The organism is Nitratireductor sp. ZSWI3 (genome assembly GCF_024655565.1).
Taxonomy (GTDB): domain Bacteria; phylum Pseudomonadota; class Alphaproteobacteria; order Rhizobiales; family Rhizobiaceae; genus Nitratireductor.
On the sequence record NZ_JANKOF010000055.1, the window covers coordinates 1 to 22,522 of the forward strand.

The window sequence follows — 22,522 nt, forward strand, 5'->3', positions numbered from 1 at the left end:
TGGTTCGGCCGCTTCGCACTGGCGCGCAGCGCCGCGGAGCGGATGCGGGCGCTGGCAAGCTTCCGCCCGCGGATGGCGAAACCGGTGATCGGCCTCGAGCGCGGCCTGACGGATCCGATCACCGAACTCAACATGGGACAGACGGCCGAGAAGATCGGCCATCTCTTCGGCATCACGCGCCCCGCCGCCGACGCCTATGCGCTGGAAAGCCACCAGCGGCTCGCCAAGGCGCAGAGAAGTGGCGCGCTGAAGGGCGAGGTGATTCCCGCGGTCGACCGGGACGGCACGGTCTACGAGCATGACGACGGGGTGCGGCCGGACAGTTCCATGGAGAGGCTGGCCAAGCTGAAGCCGGCCTTCGAGCGGCCCCATGGGCGCGTCACCGCGGGCAATTCCTCGCAGATCACCGACGGAGCCTCGTGGGTGATCCTGGCTTCGGCGGCGGCGGTGCGCAAGCACAAGCTGACCCCGCTTGCCCGCCTCGTCGACAGCGAATGGTCGGCGCTGGACCCGTCGATCATGGGGCTCGGACCGACGCTGTGCGCGACCGCGCTGATGCGGCGGCAGAACCTGGCGCGGGCCGATATCGATCTGTGGGAGCTGAACGAGGCCTTCGCGGCGCAGGTTCTGGCTTGCCTGGCCGCCTGGGAGGATGAGGAATATTGCCGCGAGGCGCTCGGTCTCGACGGCGCCTTCGGGCGCATCGAGCGCAACCGGCTGAACGTGGACGGCGGAGCGATCAGCCTCGGCCATCCGGTCGGCACCAGCGGCAACAGAATCGTGCTTCACCTCGTCAACGCCATGCGCCAGCGCGGCTTGAAGCGGGGCATCGCTACCGAATGCATCGGCGGCGGACTGGGCGGCGCGATGCTTCTGGAGGCGGTGTGATGGCGGCAGGAAGAAAATCCGTGAAAGACCTGCTCGCGCCGCGGGCGCTGGAACGCGGCCCCCGGACCAAACCGGTGCTGAAGACCACCCACTGGCGGCTGACCCGCGATCGCAACGACGTCGCCTGGCTCCTCCTCGACCGCGAAGGCGAAAGCGCCAACACGCTTTCGGAAACGGTGATGGCCGAGCTCGATGTCTGTCTCGGCAAGATCGAGGACACCAAGCCGAGCGCGCTTCTCATCCGCTCCGCCAAGCAGGGCGGTTTCATCGCCGGCGCCGACATTCGCGATTTCAGGCGCGATTCCAGGGGCGATTCCGGGGGCGTCCCCGAGACCGCCGAGGTCGGCAAGCGCATGAGGCGGGCGCATGAAATCGTCGACCGCCTGGCGGCTCTGCCGATGCCGACGCTGGCGGTGATCCACGGCCACTGCCTTGGAGGCGGGCTTGAGCTGGCGCTGGCCTGCACGAGGCGCATTGCCGTGACGGGCGCGTCGTTCGGCTTTCCCGAGGTCCTGCTGGGCCTGCATCCGGGGCTCGGCGGCACGTTTCGCCTGCCCGAACTGATCGGCTCGCAGGCGGCGATGGAAATGATGCTGAGCGGACGCGCCGTGCATGCGAAGAAGGCGCTGGCGCTCGGCCTCGTCGATGCGCTGGTCGAGGAGCGTCACCTGGAGAACGCCATCGCCATGGCCGTGGCGAAGGGCGGAGAAGGCACGCGGCGCAAGCGAACGGATCTCATCGGCCTGCCCGGCATGCGCAGCATTGCCGCCCGGCGGATGCGCGCCGAGGTGGCGCGGCGGGCGCCGGAGAAGCACTATCCGGCACCCTACCGGCTGATCGACCTGTGGAGGCAGCATGGCGGCGATGCCAAGGCGATGCAGCGCGCGGAGATCGAGTCCTTTGCTGAGCTTTTGACCGGCGAGACGGCGCAGAACCTCATCCGGCTGTTCTTCCTGCGCGAGGGGCTGAAGGCGCAGGGCAAGGGCGACAGCGGCATTGCCCATGTGCATGTCGTCGGCGCCGGCGTAATGGGCGGCGACATCGCGGCCTGGTGCGCGGCGCGCGGTCTCAAGGTCACCTTGACCGATCTTGACGGGAAGGCGGTGGCCGCAGCGTTCGGCCGGGCTTCGGCATTCTTCGGCAAGAAGCTCCACACGGGGCTCGATCGCCGCGACGCATTCGACCGGCTGGTGCCGGATTTCTCCGGCGACGGCGTGGTGCAGGCGGATCTGGTCATCGAGGCCGTGGCGGAGAAGGCGGCGGTCAAGAAGAGCGTCTATGAAGCGCTCGAGCCGCGCATGAAGGCGACCGCGCTTCTTGCCACCAACACCTCCAGCATTCCGCTCGAGGAACTGCGCGAGGGGCTGGCGCGGCCGAACCGCTTCGTCGGTCTGCATTTCTTCAATCCGGTAACCCAGATGGAGCTGGTCGAGGTGGTGGCCCACGACAAGGCGGCCAGGGCGACCGTGGAACGCGCCCGCGCCTTCTGCGGGGCGATCGGCCGCCTGCCGGCGCCAGTGAAGAGCGCTCCCGGCTTTCTCGTCAACCGCATCCTGACGCCATACATGATGGAGGCCCTGCTCATGAACGAGCAGGGGATGGACAAGGAGACGATCGACCAGGCCGCGGTGGAATTCGGCATGCCGATGGGGCCGGTCGAACTGGCCGACCGGGTCGGCCTCGACATCTGTCTGGAGGTCGCGCGGATGCTCAAGTCGAGCCTGCCGGCCGTGCTGCCGGATATCCCGGAATGGCTGGACAAGAAGGTCGCCGACGGCGAGACCGGCCGCAAGGCGGGCCGGGGGCTCTACCGCTACGGCAAGGACGGCAAGCCGATAAGGAAGGGGACTGCCCTGAAGCCGCATCCGGCGGTGGCCGACCGGCTGATCCTGCCGATGCTCAACGCCTGTGTCGCCTGCCTGCGTGAAGGGGTGGTGGCGGACGAGGAAACGCTGGACGCGGCCGTCGTCTTCGGCACCGGCTTCGCCCCGTTCCGCGGCGGGCCCCTGCATTATGCCCGCGAGCGCGGGCTGGCGGCGATCATCACCGAGCTTGAACGCCTGCAGGAAAGGTATGGCGACCGTTTTGCGCCGGATCCGGGCTGGATCAAGATCGGCAAGACGGCGGGGCGGCTGGGCGAGCCTTCACCCTTCTGAACGGTCCTCGGCCCGGGCGCTGCCCGGCGCCGCTGTGGAGGACGGCGCGGGCCTCAGCCGGCGGCACTGCCGGTCAGGCCGGCGCCGAGCCGCTCTCCGACGAAGCGCCGCAGGCGCCGCGCCGCCTCGCCGAGCAGCGCCTCGTCCTGGCACATGGAAATGCGGATATGGCCATTCGCAGCCGCACCGAAGCTGGCGCCCGGCATGACGGCGACGTTCTCGGCTGCGAGCAGGTCCCAGGCGAATTTCTCGCTGTCCGCCTCGACGGCGCGAATGTCGAGCATGACGTACATGCCGCCCTGCGAGCCGCGCACCGTGACGCCGTTCATGCCGCGGATGGCATCGAGGAAGGCGCTGCGGCGCTTGCCGTAGCGCTCGGCGATCTCCGCCACGCCGTAGCCGTTTTCGACGGCGGCGATGGCGGCGCGCGAAATGAAGTCCGGCAGGCCGTAGGTGGCGACCAGGTTGAGGTTGGTCATCACGGCGATCATGTCGGCCGGTCCCGTCAGCCAGCCGATGCGCCAGCCGGTCATGCCGTGGCTCTTCGACAGGGAGTTGATGACCAGGGTGCGTTCCTTCATGCCGGCAAGCGCGCGTGGTGAGATGTGCTCGGCCTCGGCGCGAATCGTCCAGTAGACCTCGTCGGACAGCAGCCAGAGATCGCGCTCGCGGCAGATCTCGGCGATCCGCTCGATGGTGGCGCGGGAATAGACGGCACCGGTCGGGTTGTTCGGGGAATTGATGAGGATGGCGCGCGTGTCCGCTTCGAGCGCCGCCTCGATCTCGTCGAGCTTCGGCTCGAAACCGTTCTCTGCGTGGGTTTCGATTTCGGTGAAGCGTCCGCCGGCGGCGCGCACCGTGCCGGGATAGGTGGCATAGTAGGGCGAAACGATCACCGCATGGGCCCCAGGGTCGAGCACGGCCTGGAAGGCGGCGTAGAGCGCGCCCTGGCCGCCGATGGTGACGAGGATCTCGTCGGCGGTGGTGGAAACGCCCGTGCATTCGCTGGACAGGCGCGCCAGACCCTCGCGCAGGCGCGGCAGGCCGGGCAGTTGCGTGTAATGATGAAAGCCGCCGCGGACAGCTTCGACACAGGCCTCGACCGTTCCCTCGGGCGTATCGAAATCGTGGTCGCCGACCGACAGCATGATGATGTCCTCACCCGCCTGCTTGCGGGCCAGGGCCGCGAAATGCACCTCCCAGCCGTTCTTGCCGGACGGCACGATTCCGGAGATGCGGGCGGAAGGCAGGGGCATGGCGGACACTTTCTGGCGTATCTGGCTTGAAAATCTGGATGGCGGGCGAGCAAGCCGGCCGGTCGGCTAGCCTTTTAGCAAACGGGCCGTTATCAGAACAGCGCGATATACGGACGGCGCTCCATCTTTTTGTTTTCCCGCATTTATGCGGATGTCAGGTGGTTCCACTGGACTGCAAAATGCTATAGCCGCTTGCAACATTGGCGCCGGGGCAATAAGGCACGCCGCGAAGGGCTTTCGAAAAGGATGGCAGCATGCTCGCCCCTGATGGAAAGTATGAAATGACGATGGAAGAGGCGGTCGACGAGGCGATCACCTCGCGCCGTTCCGTGCGCGCGTTTCTGCCCACTCCCGTCGAGGAGCAGACGATCTGCGACATATTGAGGGTGGCGGCACGGGCCCCCTCCGGCACCAACATGCAGCCCTGGAAGGTCTATGTGGTGACGGGCGACAAGAAGGAGGAGTTGTCGAACGCGATCCTGTCGAGCGGCGTGCGTCCCGAGAAGATCGAGTGGGACGAGTACAAATACTATCCGGACAAATTCTTCGAGCCTTATCTTTCGCGCCGGCGCGCGGTGGGCTTTGCCCTTTACAATCTTCTCGGCATCGGTCGGCGCGAGGTGGAGCGTATGCGCGCCCAGCACGATCGCAACTTCACCTTTTTCGATGCGCCGGTCGGCCTGATCTTCACCATCGACCGCCGACTGAACACCGGATCGTGGGTCGATCTCGGCATGTTCGTGCAGTCGGTGATGGTGGCGGCGCGGGCGCGCGACCTGCACACCTGCCCGCAGGCGGCCTTCGCGCCCTATCACCGCGAAATCCGGCCGATTCTCGGCATCCCGGACGAAGAGGTGGTCGTTTGCGGCATGGCGCTCGGCTATGAGGACGAATCGAAGCCGGAAAACCAGTTGCGCAGCGAGCGTGCGCCGCTCGAGGAATTCGTCTCCTTCGTGCGCTGAGAGCCCGCCCGGCGTCTTACGAATTTGTAATGCGCCGGCAAGGTCGCCGTAATGTGAGGCCTGCCAAGGTCTCCTCGTTCCCTGCCGCTGCTCCGAGCGGCTCCCCTACGAGGAGACCTACATGAAACGCAAGATTCTCTTAACGGCACTGGCGGCGAGCCTTGTTGCCGGATCGGCCGCTGTCGCCCAGGAGAAGCCGGGCAACGGTGCGCCGCCGCCCGGCGCCGGCCAGGGCATGCAGGGCGGTCCGATGATGCGCGGCATGGCCCGCATCGACACGGACGGCGACGGCACGATTTCGCTCGAGGAATTCTCCAGCCGTCATCTTGATCGCCTCAAGGCGGCCGATGCCGATGGCGACGGCACGCTCTCCGACGCGGAACTGCAGGATTTCGTCATGAAGCGCGAGGTCGAGCGCAAGGCGCGCCGCGCCGCCCGGCGCCTCGACGTCGATGGCGACGGCACCGTGACGCTTGCCGAGATCGAGAGCCAGCACCAGAAGCGCTTCGCCTTGATGGACGCCAACGACGACGGCAAGCTCGAGCCGCGCGAGATGCGGCGCGGCTTCCGCCAGATGGCCGGCGGCCGCGACGGCCACGGCATGCGCCGCGAGATGCATCACAAGGGTGGTCACTGGGGTGGCCAATGGGGCGGCCAGTGGGGCCGCATGGATCGCGACGCTGCCCCCGCGCCCGACGCGGCGCCCGATACGGACGACGAATAGGGCGGGAGCACGGTCCGCCTCGAGTTTCGGCGGATCGACGATAGGCCCGGTGTCGCCGCGCCGGGCCTATCTTATTGTATAGCCGGCCTCTTCGGCGGCGTGGCGCAGGACGCCCGAGAAGGCGCGCGCCAGGGAGCGGAAGACGTAGAGGTCGAAGCGGCTTTCACCGGTGCGCTGGATCTGTGCGAAGACATCGTGATGCGCCGTGGCGCGCCCCGCAGAGACGGGGAAGGCGGCCTGGCTGAAGTCGAGCGCGAAGAGCTTGGCGAGAACCCATTCGGCCGCCGGCCCTTCGATGCGCAGGGCGGTGCGGCCGTGCGACAGGTCGGTGGCCGTGCCGGTCTGCGGGTCGACCGCCTGCGTCAGGCGGCCGGACAGCGCCTCGTCCTTGCCGCTCACCAGAAATCGTCCCGGCCCGATGACGAAGGCCGCCGCCTTGCCCTCCTTGAAGGCGCCGCTGCCGGGGGCGGGCTGAAGCGTCAGCCCTGCCGCCTTGCCCAGCGCCGTCGCCAAAGCCTTGTCCCGGCCCGGCCACGCCGTTGCCTCGACGATCGTGCCCGTAGGCGGCGCCGACAGGGTGACCCCCACGCCGCCTGCGATATCGCCGTAGGAGCCGGGGCGGAAATCGGTGCCGAGCGGTGTCGCGCGCTCAACCATGCATGCGCCTCCCTTCCGGATCGAAGAAATGGTGGCTGACGATCTCCACCGGTCCGAAGCGCTTGCGCAAGGGATCGGAGACGAAGGCGCGGGTGCCGTGCCTTGCCTTGCCGCCCCTGACGAGCGCCAGTCCGATGTATTTCGACAGTTCCGGCGAATAGCAGAAGGCGGTGATGTGGCCGATGCTCTGGCCGAGATCGTCCAGGCTGCCCTTCTCGACGATGTGCGCACCGCCGCCGAGCGGTCGCCCGTCGAGGGAGACGACGCCGACGAGGCGGATGCGGTTCTGGTCGATCAGGGCGGGACGGTCCATCAGCGCCGAGCCGACGAAGGGCTTTTTCTTCGACAGCATCCAGTCGAGATAGAGATCGCGCGCCGTGGTGCGCCCGTCGATCTCGGCGCCGGTGACATGGCCCTTCTCGATGCGCAGCGCACCGAGCGCCTCCATGCCGTAGGGCGTGATGGCGAATTCCTCGCCGGCCTCCATCAGCGCTTCCCAGACATGCAGGCCGTGGCCGGCGCCGCTATAGACCTCGTAGGCGAGCTCGCCGGAAAAGGACAGGCGGCAGATCATCACTGGCGCGCCGCCGATCGCGCCCTCGACGATGCCCATGAAGGGCAGGGCCTCGTTGTCGACCGCCGTGCCGGCGACGCATTTTTCGAGCACCTTGCGGGCGTTCGGTCCGGCGATCGCCGCGCCGGCCCACGCATCGGTGACCGAGGTGAGGTGCACGCGAAGGTCCGGCCAGATCACATCGAGGAAATATTCCAGATGCTGCATGACCGGGCCGGCATTGGCGGTGGTCGTGGTCATCAGGAAGTCGTTCTCGCCGAGCCGCCACGTGGTGCCGTCGTCGAAGGCGATGCCGTCCTCGCGCAGCATCAACCCGTAGCGCGCCTTGCCGACGGGCAGCGTCGAGAAGGTGTTGGTGTAGACGCGGTCGAGGAATTCGGCCGCGTCCGGTCCCTTGACGGCGATCTTGCCGAGCGTCGAGACGTCGACGATGCCGACCGAGCGGCGCACGGCCGCCGCCTCGCGGATATAGGCCTGCTCGACGGTCTCGCCCGGCGCCGCGTAGACGAGCGGACGGTGCCAGAGGCCCGCCGGCGTCATCGCGGCGCCGTTCTCGACGTGCCAGTCATGCATCGGCGTCAACCGGTCGGGCCGCAGATCGCCGTAGCGCTCGGCGGCGATAGATCCGATCGCGACCGGTGAGAAGGGTGGGCGGAAGCGCGTCGTGCCGGCTTCGGGAATGGCGATGCCGCGCGCCTCGGCCATGATGGCGAGGCCCGGAACATTGGAGCTCTTGCCCTGGTCGGTCGCCATGCCGAGCGTCGTGTAGCGCTTCAGATGCTCGACGCTGACGAAGCCTTCGCGATGGGCGAGCCGCACGTCGTCCGCCGTCACGTCGTGCTGCAGATCGACGAAGGCCTTTCCCTTCGCCTTGATCTCGAAGACGGGGGCGGGAGCGATGTCGAGCGGCTGCGGGGCGACCTCCGGCAGCTTGGCGCGCGACGGCTTCTTGCCGGCAGCGTCGAGACCGGCGTCGCGCCCGCTCGCCAGGGCTTCAGCCGTCGTCATCCGCCCCATGAAGGCGCCGGCACCGGTCCAGCTCCGGCCGGGCTGCGGCGGCAGGAAGGCCTGCAGCGCCTCGTCCCAGTGAGCCTTGCCGCCAGCCTGCGATGCCAGGTGGATGACGGGCTGCCAGCCGCTGGAGACAGCGAGGCTGTCGCACTCGATGGGACGTGCGTCGCCGGAGAGGGCGCCGGTGGCCGCGTCGAACCGCTGCACGGTGACGCCGGCAAGCCGTTTGCCGCCGCTGGTGCCGACGACGGCTTGGCCGGTCAGCGGCACGACGCCAGCCTCCGAGGCGAGCGCGGCGGCGGCCTCCGAGATCGACGGACGCACATCGACGATCGCCGTGACGTGACCGCCGGCGCGGCGGATTGCGACGGCCGCCTCGTAGGCGCTGTCGTTGTTGGTGAACAGGACGGTCCTGTCGCCGGGCAGCACCGCGTGCTCGGTGGCGTAGCGGCGGACGGCGCCGGCCAGCATCACGCCGGGCCGGTCGTTGCCGGGAAAGACGATGGGGCGTTCGAGGGCGCCGGCGGCGAGCACCACCTTGCCGGCGCGGATCGTCCAGTGGCGCTGACGGGGGTTGCCCTTGGGTGCCTTGGCGAGGTGGTCGCAAACGCGCTCGGTGGCGGCCAGCGTGTTGCCGTCGTAATAGCCCCAGACCGTGGTGCGGGAGAGGAGGCGGACGGTGTCGAGCCCGGCGAGCCGCTCGGCAAGCTGTTCGGCGAAGACGCTGGCGGGCTTGCCGCCGATCGTCTCGCCCGACCAGCGGGCGAAGCCGCCGACCGCCGGTTCCTGCTCGGCCAGGATGACGCGCTTGCCCGCCTTCGCCGCCGCTTCCGCCGCCATCAGGCCGGCGAGGCCTCCGCCCACCACGAGCACGTCGCAAAAGGCATTCATGCGCTCGTAGCGCGACGGGTCCTTGCCGTAATCGGCGCGGCCGAGACCCGCGGCGCGGCGGATGAACCGCTCGCAGAGCATCCAGAAGCGGGTGCCCTTGAGCGGCCCGATCACCGGGCCCATGAAGGTCTTGTAATAGAAGCCGGCGCCGATCAGCCTGCCGCCGAGCTGATTGAGCGCACCGAAATCGTAGTCGAGCGAGGGGAAGCGGTTCTGGCTCTCGGCGCGCAACCCGTCATGGAGCTCGATGCGGGTGGCCGGGATGTTGGGCTCGCGCACGCCTTCCTTCAGCACCGTCACCAGCGCGTTCGGCTCGTCGATGCCGGCGGTGAAAACGCCACGCGGGCGGTGGTATTTGAAGGAGCGGCCGACGAGCGTGACACCGTTGGCGAGCAGGGCCGAGGCGAGCGTGTCGCCGGGGTGCCCGTCATAGGTCTGCCCGTCGAAGGTGAAGCGGACGGTGCGGGTGCGGTCGAGGAGGCCGCCGGTCGCGGCGCGGCGCGGGCTCATGCGGTCTCTCCGGTGCCGGGCAGCGGACGGGCGAAGGTCACCTCGTAAATCTCGTGGGTCAGCGTGTCGCGGACGACGAGGAGATGCGCCCGGCAGCCGCCGGCATGCTGCCAGAATTCACGGTGCCGGCCGGCCGGGTTGGGACGGGCATAGACGTAGCCGTACCAGGCCTTGGCATCGGTGGAGGCAGGGTCGGGCCGAATGCGGGTCGCATCGCCCTGATAGGAGAATTCGGCGAGATCGCGCGGGCCGCAATGCGGGCAGGAAATCAACATCGGTCGGCTCGCTCCCTCAATGCAGCTTGGGCGTGGGCCCGTGGCCCGTCTCGTCGATGACGGCGCCGCGCTCGAAGCGCGACAGCGTGTAGGGCGCGTTGATGGCGTGCGGCTCGTCGCGGGCGATAGTGTGGGCGAAGGAGAAGCCGGAGGCCGGCGTCGCCTTGAAGCCGCCGTAGCACCAGCCGCAGTTCAGATATATGCCCGGCAGCGGCCCCTTGGTGATGATCGGCGAACCGTCCATGGACATGTCCATCACCCCGCCCCAGGAGCGCAGCAGCCTCAGCCGCGCGACGGAAGGAAACATGGCGCAGATCTCGCTCATGACGTCCTCGACCGTCGGCAGGTTGCCGCGCTGGGCGTAGGAATTGTAGTAGTCGAGGCTGCCGCCGAAGACGAGGCCGCCCTTGTCGGACTGGGACATGTAGAGATGGCCGCCGCCGAAGGTGACGACGCAGTCGACGAAGGGTTTCAGCGCCTCCGAGACGAAGGCCTGCAGGACGTGGCTTTCGATGGGGAAGCTGTCGATGCCGGCGAGCTTGAGGACGCGCCCGGTGCTGCCGGCAACCGCGAGCCCCACCTTGCGGGCGCGGATCTCGCCGCGGCTGGTCTCGACGCCGACGATGCGATCGCCGTCGCGCAGGAAGCCCGTCACCTCGCAATTCTCGATCAGGTCGACGCCGCGCCGGTCGGCGCCGCGCGCGTAGCCCCAGGCAACGGCGTCGTGGCGCGCCGTGCCGGCGCGTTGCTGCAACAGGCCGCCGACCACGGGGAAACGCGCCGAGCCGGACAGATCGAGCCCCGGCACCTTGCGGGCGATCTCCTCGCGGGTCAGCCACAGGGCATCGCCGCCGCCGTGGCGCATGGCGTTGCCGCGACGGATGTAGGCGTCTGCCTGGCCGGGATTGTGGGCGAGGTTGAGCACGCCACGCTGCGAGAACATGACGTTGTAGTTCAGCTCATGCGACAGGTTTTCCCAGAGTTTTACGGAAAAGTCGTAGAAGCGGATGGAGTCGGGCAGGAGATAGTTGGAGCGGACGATGGTGGTGTTGCGGCCGATGTTGCCGGAGCCGAGCCAGCTCTTCTCGATCACCGCCACATTGGTGATGCCGTGTTCGGCGGCGAGGTAATAGGCCGTGGCGAGCCCGTGTCCGCCGCCGCCGACGATGATGACGTCGTAGCTCGGCTTCGGGGCGGGTTTGCGCCAGGCCGGTTTCCAATCGCGGTTCCCCGAAAGGGCATTCTTCAAGAGCGAAAGAGCCGAATATTCCGCCATGCGCCGCCATTCTCTTTGCCAGAAGGAATTCCGAACCTATAGGACAGGCGGACGAGCCAAGGCAAATAAAGCGCCATGGCTTTTCACAGGGCCGACCTGGTGGTCTGATCGAAGCAGATGATACCCATCTGTCAGGATCGCACCACTAGCGCTTCGCCCACGCGCAACATGCTTGCTGCCCGCGCGGGCGTCAGGCAATGTCGGCGCATTGAATCGATCCCCGATCATCCGTCGGCTTCGTGACACGTTTGACAGCAGTTCTGCCCATGCTCCGCCTGATTTTGTTGCCCGCCTGCCTCCTGCTGCAATTCGCTTTTGCCGCGCTGGCCGCGACACACGAGCCGTCGAGCCTGCTGGCGGCCCAGCGCGCGACGATCACCGATGTCGCGCGGGCGACCGACGTCCTGGCGAAGAAGGTCGACGAGCAGTCGGGCGACGACGCCAAGCTGGTGGAAATCCGCGTCGAGCTGGAGCGGCTGGCGCGTGAGGTCTTCGATGCCAGCCTGGCGTTCCGCCCGCGGCTCTCGGAGATCAACACCCGGCTCGAGCAGCTCGGCGCGGCGCGCGGCGACGGCGAGCCGCCGGAGCCCGAAGCGGTGACGGCGGAGCGGACTCGTCTGCTCGACGAGAAGGCGAGCTTCAATGTGCTGATCGGCGATGCCGAACGTCTCTCGGTGCGCATCAACGGCATCATCGAGGAGATCGCCCAACTGCGCCGTGACCTCTTCGCCAGCACGCTGTCGCGGCGCTACGACGTGACGGCGGCGCTGAGCACCGACGTGCTGGGCGAGTTCAACAGCGAACTGGGGCAGATCTACAAGACCGTCTCCTCCTGGCTGGCCTTCACGGTGAAATATCGGCTCAAGCCGTTGCTGACCGCCACCTTCCTGGCCCTGGTCTCGGCGCTCTGCCTCCTGGTCGGCGGCCGGCGCCTGTTCGGCGATTTCATCAAGCCGGATCCCACCGAGGAGGCGCCGACCTATCTCAGCCGTCTTTCCGTGGCGCTGTTCTCGACGCTCATTCCCTCGGCGTCCCTCGCCATGTTTCTCGCCGTCGCCTATTATTTCCTCGATTATTTCAGGCTGCTGCGCGCCGATATCGCGCCCCTCCTTTGGGCGCTCTTCACGGTCCTCGTGCTTGTCTTCTTCGTCTACCGGCTGGCGCGCGCCGTATTGTCGCCGCGCATGGCCAACTGGCGTCTGCTGCCGGTGCGCTCGCAGGCGGCGCGATGGCTCGTGCTTTTGGCAGGGCTGACGGCGGCGGTGACCGGCTTCGACTACTTCATGGACCAGGTCTACCTGCTGTTCGGTTCGCAGCTCACGCTGACGGTGGCGACCAGCCTGGTCGCCACCGTGGTGGTGGGCCTGTTGGTCATCCTGATCGGCGGCGTGCGGCCGCTCGACGACGCCGAGGGAAACCCCCGGCATTGGCCGCTGAAGTTCCGCTATCTGCTGTTCGCGATCGGCGGCGCGATCATCGCCGCGGCGCTGCTCGGCTATATCGGCTTCGCCCGCTTCCTGTCGCAGCAGGTGGTGGTGACCGGCGCCATCATCGCCACCATGTATATCGGCTTCCTCACGGCCGGCGCCGTGACCAAGGAAGGCGCCTTCGCCAAGTCATGGCTGGCGCGGCGGCTGGAGCGCTATTCGCCCTTCGACGAGACGACGCTCGACCAGATCGGACTGGTCGTCGGCATGGTGATCAACGTTCTGGTGGTGCTGATCGGCGTTCCCCTGATCCTGCTGCAATGGGGCTTCCGCTGGGCCGACCTGATCGCCTGGAGCTACCGGCTGGCCGGGCCGCTGGAGATCGGTTCGCTGTCCTTCTCGATGGTCGGCATCCTGACCGGCATCCTCGTCTTCGTCGTCGGCTATTTCTTCACGCGCTGGTTCCAGTCCTGGCTCGACGGGTCGGTGATGGCGCGCAGCCGGATGGATTCGGGCGTTCGCAACTCTATCCGCACCGGGGTCGGGTATGTCGGCCTGGTGATCGCCGGGCTGATCGGCGTGTCGGCGGCGGGCATCAACCTGTCCAACCTGGCGCTGGTGGCCGGCGCCCTGTCGCTCGGCATCGGCTTCGGCCTGCAGAACATCGTCTCCAATTTCGTCTCCGGCCTGATCCTGCTCGCCGAGCGGCCGTTCAAGGCGGGCGACTGGATCGTCGCGGGCGCGGTCTCGGGCACGGTGCGCAAGATCTCGGTGCGCGCCACGGAGATCGAGACGTTCCAGCGGCAGACGGTCATCCTGCCCAATTCCGAGCTCATCAACGGGGCGGTCGGCAACTGGACGCTGAGGAACAAGCTGGGGCGCGTCGAGATCCCCATCGGCGTCGCCTATGGCTCCGACGTGCGCCGGGTGCACGAGATCCTGTCCGACATCGCCAAGAGCCATCCCGCCGTCCTCAAGAACCCGGAACCCTTCGTGCTGTTCGCCGGCTTCGGCGAGTCCTCCCTCGATTTCGAGATCCGTTTCTACCTGTCGGACATCACGGCGCAGCTCCCGGTGCAGAACGACATCCGCTTCGCCATCGTCGATGCCTTCGAGGCCGAGGGTATCGAGATTCCCTTCCCGCAGCGCGACCTGCATGTGCGCTCGGGCGAACTCGGCATCACAAGCAAGCCGGCACGCGGCGGGGTGCGGGCGAGCCCCGAGCCGGTCGAGCTTCACGTGGAGGAGGGCGCGAAAGCCCGCCGCCGCCGTAAGATCGACCCGGAATAAATGGCTTGCCGAAAGCGCGTTCAGTTGCCGTTCACATTGAAATCTCTATAAGCTCAGTGGAAAAAGGAGCTGAGGCTCCGCAGAGACAGGGGCGGTGGCGACACCGAAGATGCTGATGAAGAACCTCATTCTCGCAGCCGTGGCGCTGCTGGTGACGGGCGGTGTTGCAATGGCCGCCAGCGCCGTGAACCGCGACGGCGAGCCGCGCACGCTCGTGGTCACCGAGGGCGGCAGCCAGTCCGAGCTGACCGTCGGACCGGGCGAGACCGTCGAGTTCTGCAGCGGCGGCTGCTTCGTGACCATGCCCAATGGCGACCGCGAGGTGCTGACCGGCACCGAAACCATCGAGATTTCGGGCGGGCGCGGGCGCATCCGGTAAACGGCCCGGCAAGTCAAAGCAAAAAAGACCTTCGTCAAAGAAAAAGCCGCGTGCCAACGCGGCTTTTTCTGTCTTCCATTAGAGAACTGTTAAGCCTGATCCCCGAATTCCGGGTCCGGTCTCTTGGCGTCCCCGGGAAGTTCAGACTTCGGAAGTCCATTTCGCGTAGTCCAGCCGGCAAAGGCGGAGTGGAAAGGGGGCTTTCATGGACGCGCGATCCGAACGCAATGCGGTGCCGCTTGCCGTCGATCTCGACGGAACGCTCATTGCGACAGATCTTCTGTGGGAGAGCCTGTTCCTGCTCCTGCGGTGCAAGCCGCTGTGCTTGTTCCTGCTTCCCTTCTGGCTGCTCGGCGGCAAGGCGGCCCTTAAATGCAGAATTGCCGAGCAGGTGGAGATCGACCCGGCGGGCCTGCCCTATCGGCAGGAGCTTCTGGCGCAGCTGAACGAAGACAAGGCCCGGGGCCGGCACATCGTGCTGGCGACGGCGGCGCCGAAGAAGTTCGCCGAGGCGATCGCCAGCCATCTCGGCGTCTTCGACGGGGTGATCTCGACCGAACCCGGCCGCAACATGGCCTCGCGCGTCAAGCGCGATGCGCTCGTCACAGCCTTCGGCGACGGCGGCTTCGACTATGCCGGCAACAGCCGCGCCGACATCGCCGTCTTCGAGGCGGCGCGCGGTGCGGTCGTGGTGGCGCCCGACCGGGCGGCCGCCCGCTGGCACGCCGAGCGGGGCGGTGCCCTGCACCCCGGCGAAAAGCCGACGCTCAAGACCTATGTGAAGATGCTGCGGGCGCATCAGTGGCTGAAGAACGCCCTGATCTTCGTGCCCGTCATTCTCAATCACGACTATCTCGACGCGCGCATCATCGGGCTGGGGCTGCTCGCCTTCATCTCCTTCAGCGCGGCGGCCTCGGCGATCTACATCCTGAACGATTTCTTCGATCTCAGTCTCGACCGCCGGCACCCGACCAAGCACCGGCGCCCCTTTGCGAGCGGCGTTCTGTCGATCCCCTTCGGTTTTGCGGCGATGCTCGCCCTTCTGACGTTGAGCGGGGCGGCGGCCCTTTTCCTGCCGCCGCTGTTCGGCCTCGTCCTGATCGCCTACCTGATCGCCACGACGGCCTATTCGCTGTCCTTCAAGCGGATGCTTCTGGTCGACGTTCTGACGCTTGCCGGTCTCTACACGCTGCGCATCCTGGCCGGCAGCGCGGCGACCGGCATCCCCGTGTCTTTCTGGCTGCTCGCCTTCTCGGTCTTCTTCTTCCTGTCGCTTGCCTTCGTGAAGCGCTATGTGGAACTGCGCGGCACCGAACTACCAGTGGGCGAGCGGATCGCCGGACGCGGCTACCGCTCGGAAGACCAGGAGGTGATCGCCCAGGCAGGCATGGCTTCGGCCTTCTCCTCGGCCATGGTGCTGGCGCTCTACATTCAGAGCAGCGCCGTTCGCGAGCTTTACGCCCAGCCCTGGCTGATCTGGCCGCTGTGCCCGATCGTGCTCTACATCACGATCCGGATGTGGGTGCTGGCACGCCGCAACGAGATGCATGACGATCCCATCGTCTTCATCATCAGCGACTGGCGCAGCCAGCTCGTCGGCGGGTTCGGCGCCTTCCTCCTGTTCTATGCGGGGCTCTAGGCATGGCCTTGTATTCCGCATTCGGACTGGTGCGAAGGAAGAGGGCGCGGGCGCTGCCGGCGGCGGAGGCGATCGCCGGCCTGCGCGCCGGCAAAGGGTTTGCCTTCACCGTGCTGCCCTACGGCAACGGGCGTTCTTATGGCGACACGTGCCTCAACGATGCGGGGGCGCTGATCGACATGCGGCCGATGAACCGCATCATCGCCTTCGATGCCGGCAGCGGCCTCCTGACCGCGCAGACGGGATTGATGCTGTCCGATCTGATCGCGCAGGTGGCGCCGCATGGATGGTTCCCGGCGGTGGTGCCGGGCACGCAGTTCGTGACGCTCGGCGGCGCCATCGCCAACGACGTGCACGGCAAGAACCACCACCGGCGCGGCACGTTCGGCTGCCATGTGCTGTCGCTCACGCTGCTGCGCTCGGACGGCACGACGCGCCGCTGCAGTCTCGAGGAGAACGCAGACCTTTTCCGCGCCACCATCGGCGGCATGGGACTGACCGGCCTGATCCTCGAGGCGACGATCCGGCTGATGAAGGTCGGATCGGCGGATGTCGATGAGCGGGTGCGCGGCTTTCGCGGCCTTGGCGAGTATTTCGATCTCGCCGAGGAGGCCGACACCGAGAACGAATACGCCGTCGCCTGGATCGACCAGCTCGCGCATGGAGCGCAGGCGGGGCGCGGCTTTCTGCTGACCGCCAATCATGCGGCGGCCAATCATGTGGGCGGCCCGCCGTTCCGGCCGGCCGGCAAGCGTCGACTGGCGGTCCCCCTCAGGCCGCCGGTCAGCCTGATCAACCGCTGGTCGCTGGCGCTCTTCAACCGCGCCTTCGCCTGGCAGAAAGGACGGGCCGAGGGGCTGCGGCGCTCTTCCTACGAAAGCTATTTCTTTCCGCTCGACGCGGTGCGGCACTGGAACCGGCTCTACGGGCCGCGTGGCCTCCTGCAGCACCAGAGCGTGGTGCCTTTCGAGGCGGCGCGAAGCGTTGTCCCGGCGATGCTGGAAGAGGCGCGCAGGGCCGGCCAGGCTTCGTTCCTGACGGTTCTCAAGCGCTTCGGCGAGGTGCCGTCGCCGGGGCTGATGTCGTTTCCGCGGCCGGGCTACACGCTGACGCTCGATTTCTCCAACGCGGGCGCGGCCACCGGCGCGCTGCTCGAGCGCCTCGACCGGATGACGGTCGAGGCGGGCGGGGCGGTCAACCCCTACAAGGACGCGCGCATGGGAGCGGAGCTCTTCGATGCCTCCTTCGCCCGCTGGCGCGAGGTGGAGGCGCTGCGCGATCCGGCCTTTCTCTCCGATTTCTGGCGCCGCACGGCGATGCACCTGCCTGAGGCGCGCGTGGGAGGCCGGCATGCGGCCGAATAGTCGAGAGGCTTTGCGAACCGGGCAAGGATTTCGCGCAATGGATGCAATTTATCGCCGCGGCTTCACGCTTTGTTTGCATGCGACGGTTACGACAGGCACAGGCGGGACACGATGAAATACATTCCCTTCATACTCTTCACGGTGATGACCAACGCGGCCGCGCAGCTCATGCTGAAATACGGCATGATGACGTTCGGGCCGCTGACATTCGCCGGCGTCAATCCGATCCTGAAGATCCTGCAGATCGTCTTCAGCCCGTGGATTTTTGCCGGCCTGTGCACCTTCGTCATCTCCATGGCATCGCATCTTTACGTGTTGTCGAAGGTCGATCTGTCCTTCGCCTATCCGTTCCTGAGCCTTGCCTATGTGGCGGTGGCCGTGTTCGCCTATTTCCTCTTCAAGGAGGACCTGAACGCCTATCGCATCGGCGGCATTGCGCTGATCTGCGTCGGAACGGTGCTGATCGCGCAGAGCGGCGCCGACACGCCCGACCGGGAAGCCGCGCTTGCCGACGAAAAACTTCAGTCCGAGAGGTCGATCATCCAATGAGACACATCATTTTCGGCGGCGACGGCTTCGTCGGCCGTCATCTGGCACCCAAGCTGATCGCGGACGGCGAGGAGGTGATCGTCGCCGACATCGTCAAAAGCGACCTGCCGCACTATCGCAGCGCCTCCTTCGTCCATTGCGACGTCACCGATCCGGCCGCCGTGACGGGGCTCGGCATCAAGGCGGACGACATGGTCTACAACCTGTCGGCCAAGATGCTGTCGCCGATCCAGGTGCGGGCCAAGCGGCATGAATTCTTCTATCCGGTGAACTATCACGGCACCGCGCACATCATGGACGCGATGGGCAAGGCCGGGGCTTCAAGGCTCGTCCACTTCACCACCGACATGATCTACGGTCATACCGTCACCTATCCGATGACCGAGGACCATCCTGTCTCCCCGCTCGGCGAGTACGGTCAGTCGAAGCTCGATACCGAGGTGCTGGCGGCCGAATGGCGTGGACGCGGCATGAATGTCTCGCTGTTCCGCCCGCGCCTGATCATCGGGCCGGGCCGACTCGGCATCCTCGAGAAGCTGTTCAAGCTGATCGATATGAACCTGCCGGTGCCGATGATCGGCTCGGGCAGGAATCCGTACCAGTTCATCTCGGTGTTCGACTGCGCGGAGGCGGCGCGCCTTGCCTGGAAGGCGGGGGTGCCGAACGAAGCCTACAATCTCGGCTCGCTCAACCCGCCGCCGGTGCGCAAGCTGCTCGGCGATCTCGTCAGGCATGCCGGGTCGAGATCGTTCCTGCTGCCGACGCCCGGCTGGGCGGTGAAGCGCACGCTCGACCTGCTCGATTTCGTCAACATGCCGATCATGGATCCCGAGCAGTATCTGATCGCCGACGAGATGTGCGTTCTCGACGTCGGCAAGGGCGAGCGGGACCTCGGCTGGATCCCGCAATACCGCGACGAGGACATGCTGATCGCCGCTTATGACGAATACCGCGCCAAGAAGGCCGGGCAGCCGCTCGGCGCCCAGCAGATCGCGGCCGAGTAGGGAGGGTTTGATGACCGTTGTCACCAGAACCGACACGACAGGAGCAAGGCCCGTGACGAACGCGGCGGCGCCGGCCCCGAAAGCCATTGCCAAACCCGATCTCCTGACGCTGGAGGAGGCCAAGGCCCTCGGCATCGAGCGGATGACGGAACTCTTCAAGGCGCATCTCAATCCCGGCCAGCTTCACTTCATGAAGCTGCTCGGCTTCCACAAAGTGAAGATCGAGAGCGCCGAGGGGATGTACTACATCGACCAGAACGGACGCCGGATCCTCGACTTCTTCGGCGGTTTCGGCTCGCTCGCCTTCGGCCACAACCATCCGCGCATCCTCGCGGCGCGCAAGGCGTTCCAGGACGAGAAGCGGCACGAGATCGCCATTGCCTTCATGTCGCAATATGCGACGGCGCTGGCGGCCAATCTGGCTGCCTGCTCGCCGGGCGATCTCGACATGGTGTTTCTCGGCTCCTCGGGCTCGGAGGCGATGGAGGCGGCGGTGAAGCTCGCCGAGCGCGCCGCCGGGCCGAAACGGCCGAAGATCGTCTACGCGCAGAACTCGTTCCACGGCAAGACGAAGGGCGTCCTGACGCTCACGGATGGCAATCTCTACCGCGCCGAGTTTCGCCTGACCGACAACACGGTGCGCGTGCCGTTCGGCGACATCGAGGCCATCGAGACGGCGTTCCGCACCGATCCCGAGATCGGCGCCATCGTGCTGGAGACCGTGCAGGGCGGCGGCGGCATCAACGAGGCGCCGCGCGAATTCTGGCAGAAGCTGCGCCGGCTCTGCGACGAGTACGGCGTCGTCTGGGTGGCGGACGAGGTGCAGTGCGGCTACGGGCGCACCGGCCGCTTCTACGCCTTCGAACGCTATGACGTGGTGCCCGACATCACGGCGCTGGCCAAGTCGCTCGGCGCCGGCAAGGCGGCGGTCGGGGCGATGATCGCCAGGCGCGAGGTCTACATGAAGGCCTACGGAACGCCGAAGACGGCGATGATCCACGCCATGGCGACCTTCGGCGGCATCGGCGAGGCCTGCGCCACGGCCATCGAGGGCATCAACGTGCTCTACGACGAGCGGCTGATGGAGAATGCGGAGGCGGTTGGCGCCTATCTCGTCGAGCGGCTCGAGGCGCTGAAGGAGAAGTATCCGCGCATCATCAAGGAGGTGCGTGGGCGCGGCTGCATGGTGGGTCTGGAGTTCCAGGATTTCTCGCAGACGCTTCCCGCCGTGCTGCGTCCCATGGTCGGCATGCTGGACGACAAGCTGAAGGGCTCTCTCTCGGGCTTCATCGGCGCGCTGCTGCTGCGCGACCACGATGTGCTGGTGGCCTTCACCGAGTACAATCGCAACGTCGTCCGCCTGCTGCCGCCGCTGATCGTCGAGCGCCAGCATGTCGACAAGCTCGTCGAAGCGCTCGACGCGCTTCTGGCCCGCGGCGTGGTGGCCATCGTGAAGGATTTCGTCAAAAGCCAGGTGAAGTGAGGCGAAGCTTCTGACAAGATGAGTCAGCGTCGCCTTACAAGGCTTTGATCATTTTACCGAATAGCGCCTCTCGCGCGACGACTGGCCGGGCTTGTCCCGGCCTTCTTTCTTTGTAGTGGAGCTTGCCCCTCATCCGCCTGCCGGCACCTTCTCCCCGCCTGCGGGGAGAAGGAGGCTTTCACCAACGTTGCGGAAATCACCCTTCTCCCCGTTCATGGGGAGAAGGTGCCGGCAGGCGGATGAGGGGCGGGCGCCCGAGGCTGAACCCTTATTCGATCCTGTCCACCATGCCCGGGCCGACATAGGCGTCAAAGCACTCGTTGAGCGTGATCCGCTCATGTGCCTTCATGGCCGGCGCATAGAGCGCCAGGAGGTCGGCATTGGCGATGGTGAGCGGGCAGGTCGGATGAAGGATCAGGTCCGTTCGCCGCACCGCCTCCAGCGCATCGGCGCCCGGCGGGGGAACGGCGCGTGTCGGGTCCGCACCGATCGCCACATGCATGGGCGCCTTTCGATCCATGAGCCAGGGGAAGGGGTTCACGAAATTAAGGTTGAGGATCGTCTCGAATACGACGCCCTGCCTGGCCTCCAGCGTGCGGATCGCATCGACGGCCTTGCCGACGGCCATCAGATGCGCGGCCTGAAAATCGAACTCGGAATAGAACATGTAGGCCGGCAGTTCCTTGATGCGGATGAGATCCGCATAGGTCTGGCGGTGGCCGGCGTAGAAGCCCAGCATCTTTTCCGCCCGCGCCAGGATTTCCGGCCGCATGTTGACGCGTCCCAGCGTTTTCAGGTTGTCGCCCGGCAGGGCGACATTCTTGAGCGCCCCCACATAGGTGCGGGCGGCGCGCTCGACGGTGTTGACGAGCGGCGGCAGGGCGGCGGCGGCGGCAAGCAGGGCTGCGACGGCGACGAGCTTTCGCGGCGCGCCCGAGCGCTGGGGATTGAGGACGGCCGGCAACAGCGCTGGCCACAGGAAGATCAGCGCCTGGCTGCCGGTGTTCTGCGTTTCGAAGAAGATGCCGGCGAGGAGCACGGCTCCGATCCAGAAGGCATCGCGGTCGAGGAAGGCGGCGATCGCCAACGGCCGGAAGGATCGGCGCAGACGATAAAGATCCGCGCCGAGCCCGGCGCGATCGGCATAAAGAAGACACAGGACCATGAGCCCCGCGGGCAGGACGATCCCGAAGGTGAGCGAGGCGGCCTGCAGGAACCGGGGCAGCAGGCTCTCCTCGTTCATTTCCACGAGCGCCAGGATGTCGCCCAGATAGCCGAGCGTGAAACCGTTCCAGAGCTGCAGCCCGCCGAGCAGGGCGAGGAAGGAGAGCGCCGCGGCAAGCGCCGTGCCGAGCGCGATGCGGCCGGCGGCGAAGGCGAACAGGCACACAAGCGCGCCGGCGACGAAGCCGGTGATCTTGGTCAGGAACAGCGCGGTCATCGCGACGACGACCGCCAGGAAGAGCAGCCGCTGGCTGCGCAGGAAGACGAGGGCGGCGACCAGGGCGTAGAGAAGCTGGCAGACCTGGCGGTTGTAGATGCCGAACCCGTCCGATCCGGGATAGGGGAAAAACTCGCGCGTGTTGAAAGGCAGCACGGCGAAGACCAGGAAGGGCAGGAGAATTGCGAGCGCCGTCGCGCGCGAGCGGCGGTCGACCTCCCACAGCGCCAGCACCATGAGCGGCGCCGTGACGGCGAGCAGCGACCAGTGCACGAGAAGGAGCGGCTGGGCCCCGGGGAACAGCTTCAGTCCCCCGGCGAACAGATAGTAGCCGAGCGGGCCGACCGGCGCGAAGAAATCGGTGGCGGGCGTCTGGCCGTCGAACAGCCGGTTGGCGGCGTCGAAATAGATGAACAGGTCCCAGTACATGGAGCCGATCGGCACGTCGAGCGGCAGGAGGAGAAGGGCGGCAAGCACCAGGGCGAGGACCGCAAGCAGCACCGGCGGGCTGCCCACCAGGGAGCCGCTGCCGTTTTCCGTCGACCGATCCACTGCCGTTGTCATCGCTTCCGCCCCAGATACGCTTGCCCCTGTCTTGCCGAAGCATTTTACAGGAAGGGCAACCACAAGAGGTTAACCGCGGGCGCTCCCTGAGCGGCCGGATGACGCGTGCCGTTCCGGCGATGTCGCATTCAGGCAACGCGCCGCCGACCCTGCCGGATTAGAGTGCGGCTGAAGACGGGAACGAGAGCGGCTGCCGGAAGGT

The 22,522-nt window shown here is 66.8% G+C and carries 17 protein-coding genes; 11 read left to right on the top strand and 6 right to left on the bottom strand.

The genetic code is table 11. From position 1 onward, the window contains the following. On the top strand, positions 1-888 hold an 888-nt coding region (locus NUU27_RS16190; protein WP_257763175.1), incomplete at its 5' end, for an acetyl-CoA C-acyltransferase. Further along, positions 888-3,044 carry a 3-hydroxyacyl-CoA dehydrogenase NAD-binding domain-containing protein gene (locus NUU27_RS16195; RefSeq protein ID WP_257763176.1) on the top strand — a complete coding sequence of 719 codons (2,157 nt, stop codon included), beginning with the start codon at positions 888-890 and terminating at the stop codon, positions 3,042-3,044. The genes NUU27_RS16190 and NUU27_RS16195, both read left to right, overlap by 1 nt. A 53-nt stretch (positions 3,045-3,097) precedes the next feature. Here the strand turns inward: NUU27_RS16195 and NUU27_RS16200 are convergent, their stop codons facing one another. Beyond that, the gene (locus NUU27_RS16200; RefSeq protein WP_257763178.1) at positions 3,098-4,300 is read right to left on the bottom strand and encodes a pyridoxal phosphate-dependent aminotransferase; all 1,203 of its coding nucleotides are present in this window, start codon (positions 4,298-4,300) and stop codon (positions 3,098-3,100) included. Positions 4,301-4,554: 254 nt separating this feature from the next. Between NUU27_RS16200 and NUU27_RS16205 the strand changes: the two genes are divergently transcribed. Together NUU27_RS16205 and NUU27_RS16210 are read left to right on the top strand one after the other, a co-directional pair. Beyond that, the gene (locus NUU27_RS16205; RefSeq protein WP_257763179.1) at positions 4,555-5,262 is read left to right on the top strand and encodes a nitroreductase; all 708 of its coding nucleotides are present in this window, start codon (positions 4,555-4,557) and stop codon (positions 5,260-5,262) included. A 121-nt stretch (positions 5,263-5,383) separates the two neighbouring features. Continuing rightward, positions 5,384-5,986, top strand: a complete 603-nt coding sequence (locus NUU27_RS16210) for an EF-hand domain-containing protein (RefSeq protein WP_257763180.1) — start codon at positions 5,384-5,386, stop codon at positions 5,984-5,986. Positions 5,987-6,052: 66 nt separating this feature from the next. On the opposite strand, the gene NUU27_RS16215 is transcribed toward NUU27_RS16210, so the two are convergent. The 4 genes from NUU27_RS16215 to NUU27_RS16230 are packed head-to-tail and all read right to left on the bottom strand — an operon-like array spanning position 6,053 to position 11,180. Further along, entirely contained in the window at positions 6,053-6,643 is a 591-nt protein-coding gene (locus NUU27_RS16215) for a sarcosine oxidase subunit gamma family protein (protein ID WP_257763181.1), read from the bottom strand. Further along, complete coding sequence (locus tag NUU27_RS16220) at positions 6,636-9,629, bottom strand: sarcosine oxidase subunit alpha family protein (RefSeq protein WP_257763182.1); 2,994 nt, start codon at positions 9,627-9,629, stop codon at positions 6,636-6,638. The genes NUU27_RS16215 and NUU27_RS16220 overlap by 8 nt, the downstream gene beginning before the upstream one ends. Further along, a complete protein-coding gene (locus tag NUU27_RS16225) occupies positions 9,626-9,904 on the bottom strand; it encodes a sarcosine oxidase subunit delta (protein ID WP_257763183.1) in 279 nt (92 codons plus the stop codon). The genes NUU27_RS16220 and NUU27_RS16225 overlap by 4 nt, the downstream gene beginning before the upstream one ends. 16 nt (positions 9,905-9,920) lie before the next feature. Next, positions 9,921-11,180: a sarcosine oxidase subunit beta family protein gene (locus NUU27_RS16230; RefSeq protein WP_257763185.1), complete on the bottom strand. Its 1,260-nt coding sequence runs from the start codon at positions 11,178-11,180 to the stop codon at positions 9,921-9,923. A gap of 266 nt (positions 11,181-11,446) precedes the next feature. Here NUU27_RS16230 and NUU27_RS16235 point away from each other — a divergent pair, with 266 nt between their 5' ends. From NUU27_RS16235 to NUU27_RS16265, 7 genes are all read left to right on the top strand, one after another. After that, positions 11,447-13,897 (top strand): mechanosensitive ion channel family protein, encoded by a 2,451-nt coding sequence (locus NUU27_RS16235; protein WP_257763186.1) that lies wholly within the window; start codon positions 11,447-11,449, stop codon positions 13,895-13,897. Positions 13,898-14,012: 115 nt separating this feature from the next. Then, positions 14,013-14,276, top strand: coding sequence for a hypothetical protein (locus NUU27_RS16240; RefSeq protein ID WP_257763187.1), 264 nt, complete (start codon positions 14,013-14,015; stop codon positions 14,274-14,276). A gap of 205 nt (positions 14,277-14,481) precedes the next feature. Then, positions 14,482-15,915, top strand: a complete 1,434-nt coding sequence (locus NUU27_RS16245) for a UbiA family prenyltransferase (protein WP_257763188.1) — start codon at positions 14,482-14,484, stop codon at positions 15,913-15,915. Positions 15,916-15,917: 2 nt separating this feature from the next. Next, a complete protein-coding gene (locus NUU27_RS16250; RefSeq protein WP_257763189.1) occupies positions 15,918-17,279 on the top strand; it encodes an FAD-binding oxidoreductase in 1,362 nt (453 codons plus the stop codon). Positions 17,280-17,390: 111 nt separating this feature from the next. Continuing rightward, positions 17,391-17,828: an EamA family transporter gene (locus NUU27_RS16255; RefSeq protein WP_257763190.1), complete on the top strand. Its 438-nt coding sequence runs from the start codon at positions 17,391-17,393 to the stop codon at positions 17,826-17,828. Next, the gene (locus NUU27_RS16260) at positions 17,825-18,832 is read left to right on the top strand and encodes an NAD(P)-dependent oxidoreductase (protein ID WP_257763191.1); all 1,008 of its coding nucleotides are present in this window, start codon (positions 17,825-17,827) and stop codon (positions 18,830-18,832) included. Before NUU27_RS16255 ends, NUU27_RS16260 begins: the two co-directional genes overlap by 4 nt. Before the next feature lie 10 nt (positions 18,833-18,842). Then, complete coding sequence (locus tag NUU27_RS16265) at positions 18,843-20,315, top strand: aspartate aminotransferase family protein (RefSeq protein ID WP_257763192.1); 1,473 nt, start codon at positions 18,843-18,845, stop codon at positions 20,313-20,315. Positions 20,316-20,583: 268 nt separating this feature from the next. Here NUU27_RS16265 and NUU27_RS16270 read toward each other — a convergent pair whose 3' ends face one another. Continuing rightward, complete coding sequence (locus NUU27_RS16270; RefSeq protein WP_257763193.1) at positions 20,584-22,320, bottom strand: hypothetical protein; 1,737 nt, start codon at positions 22,318-22,320, stop codon at positions 20,584-20,586. Positions 22,321-22,522 lie beyond the last annotated feature (202 nt).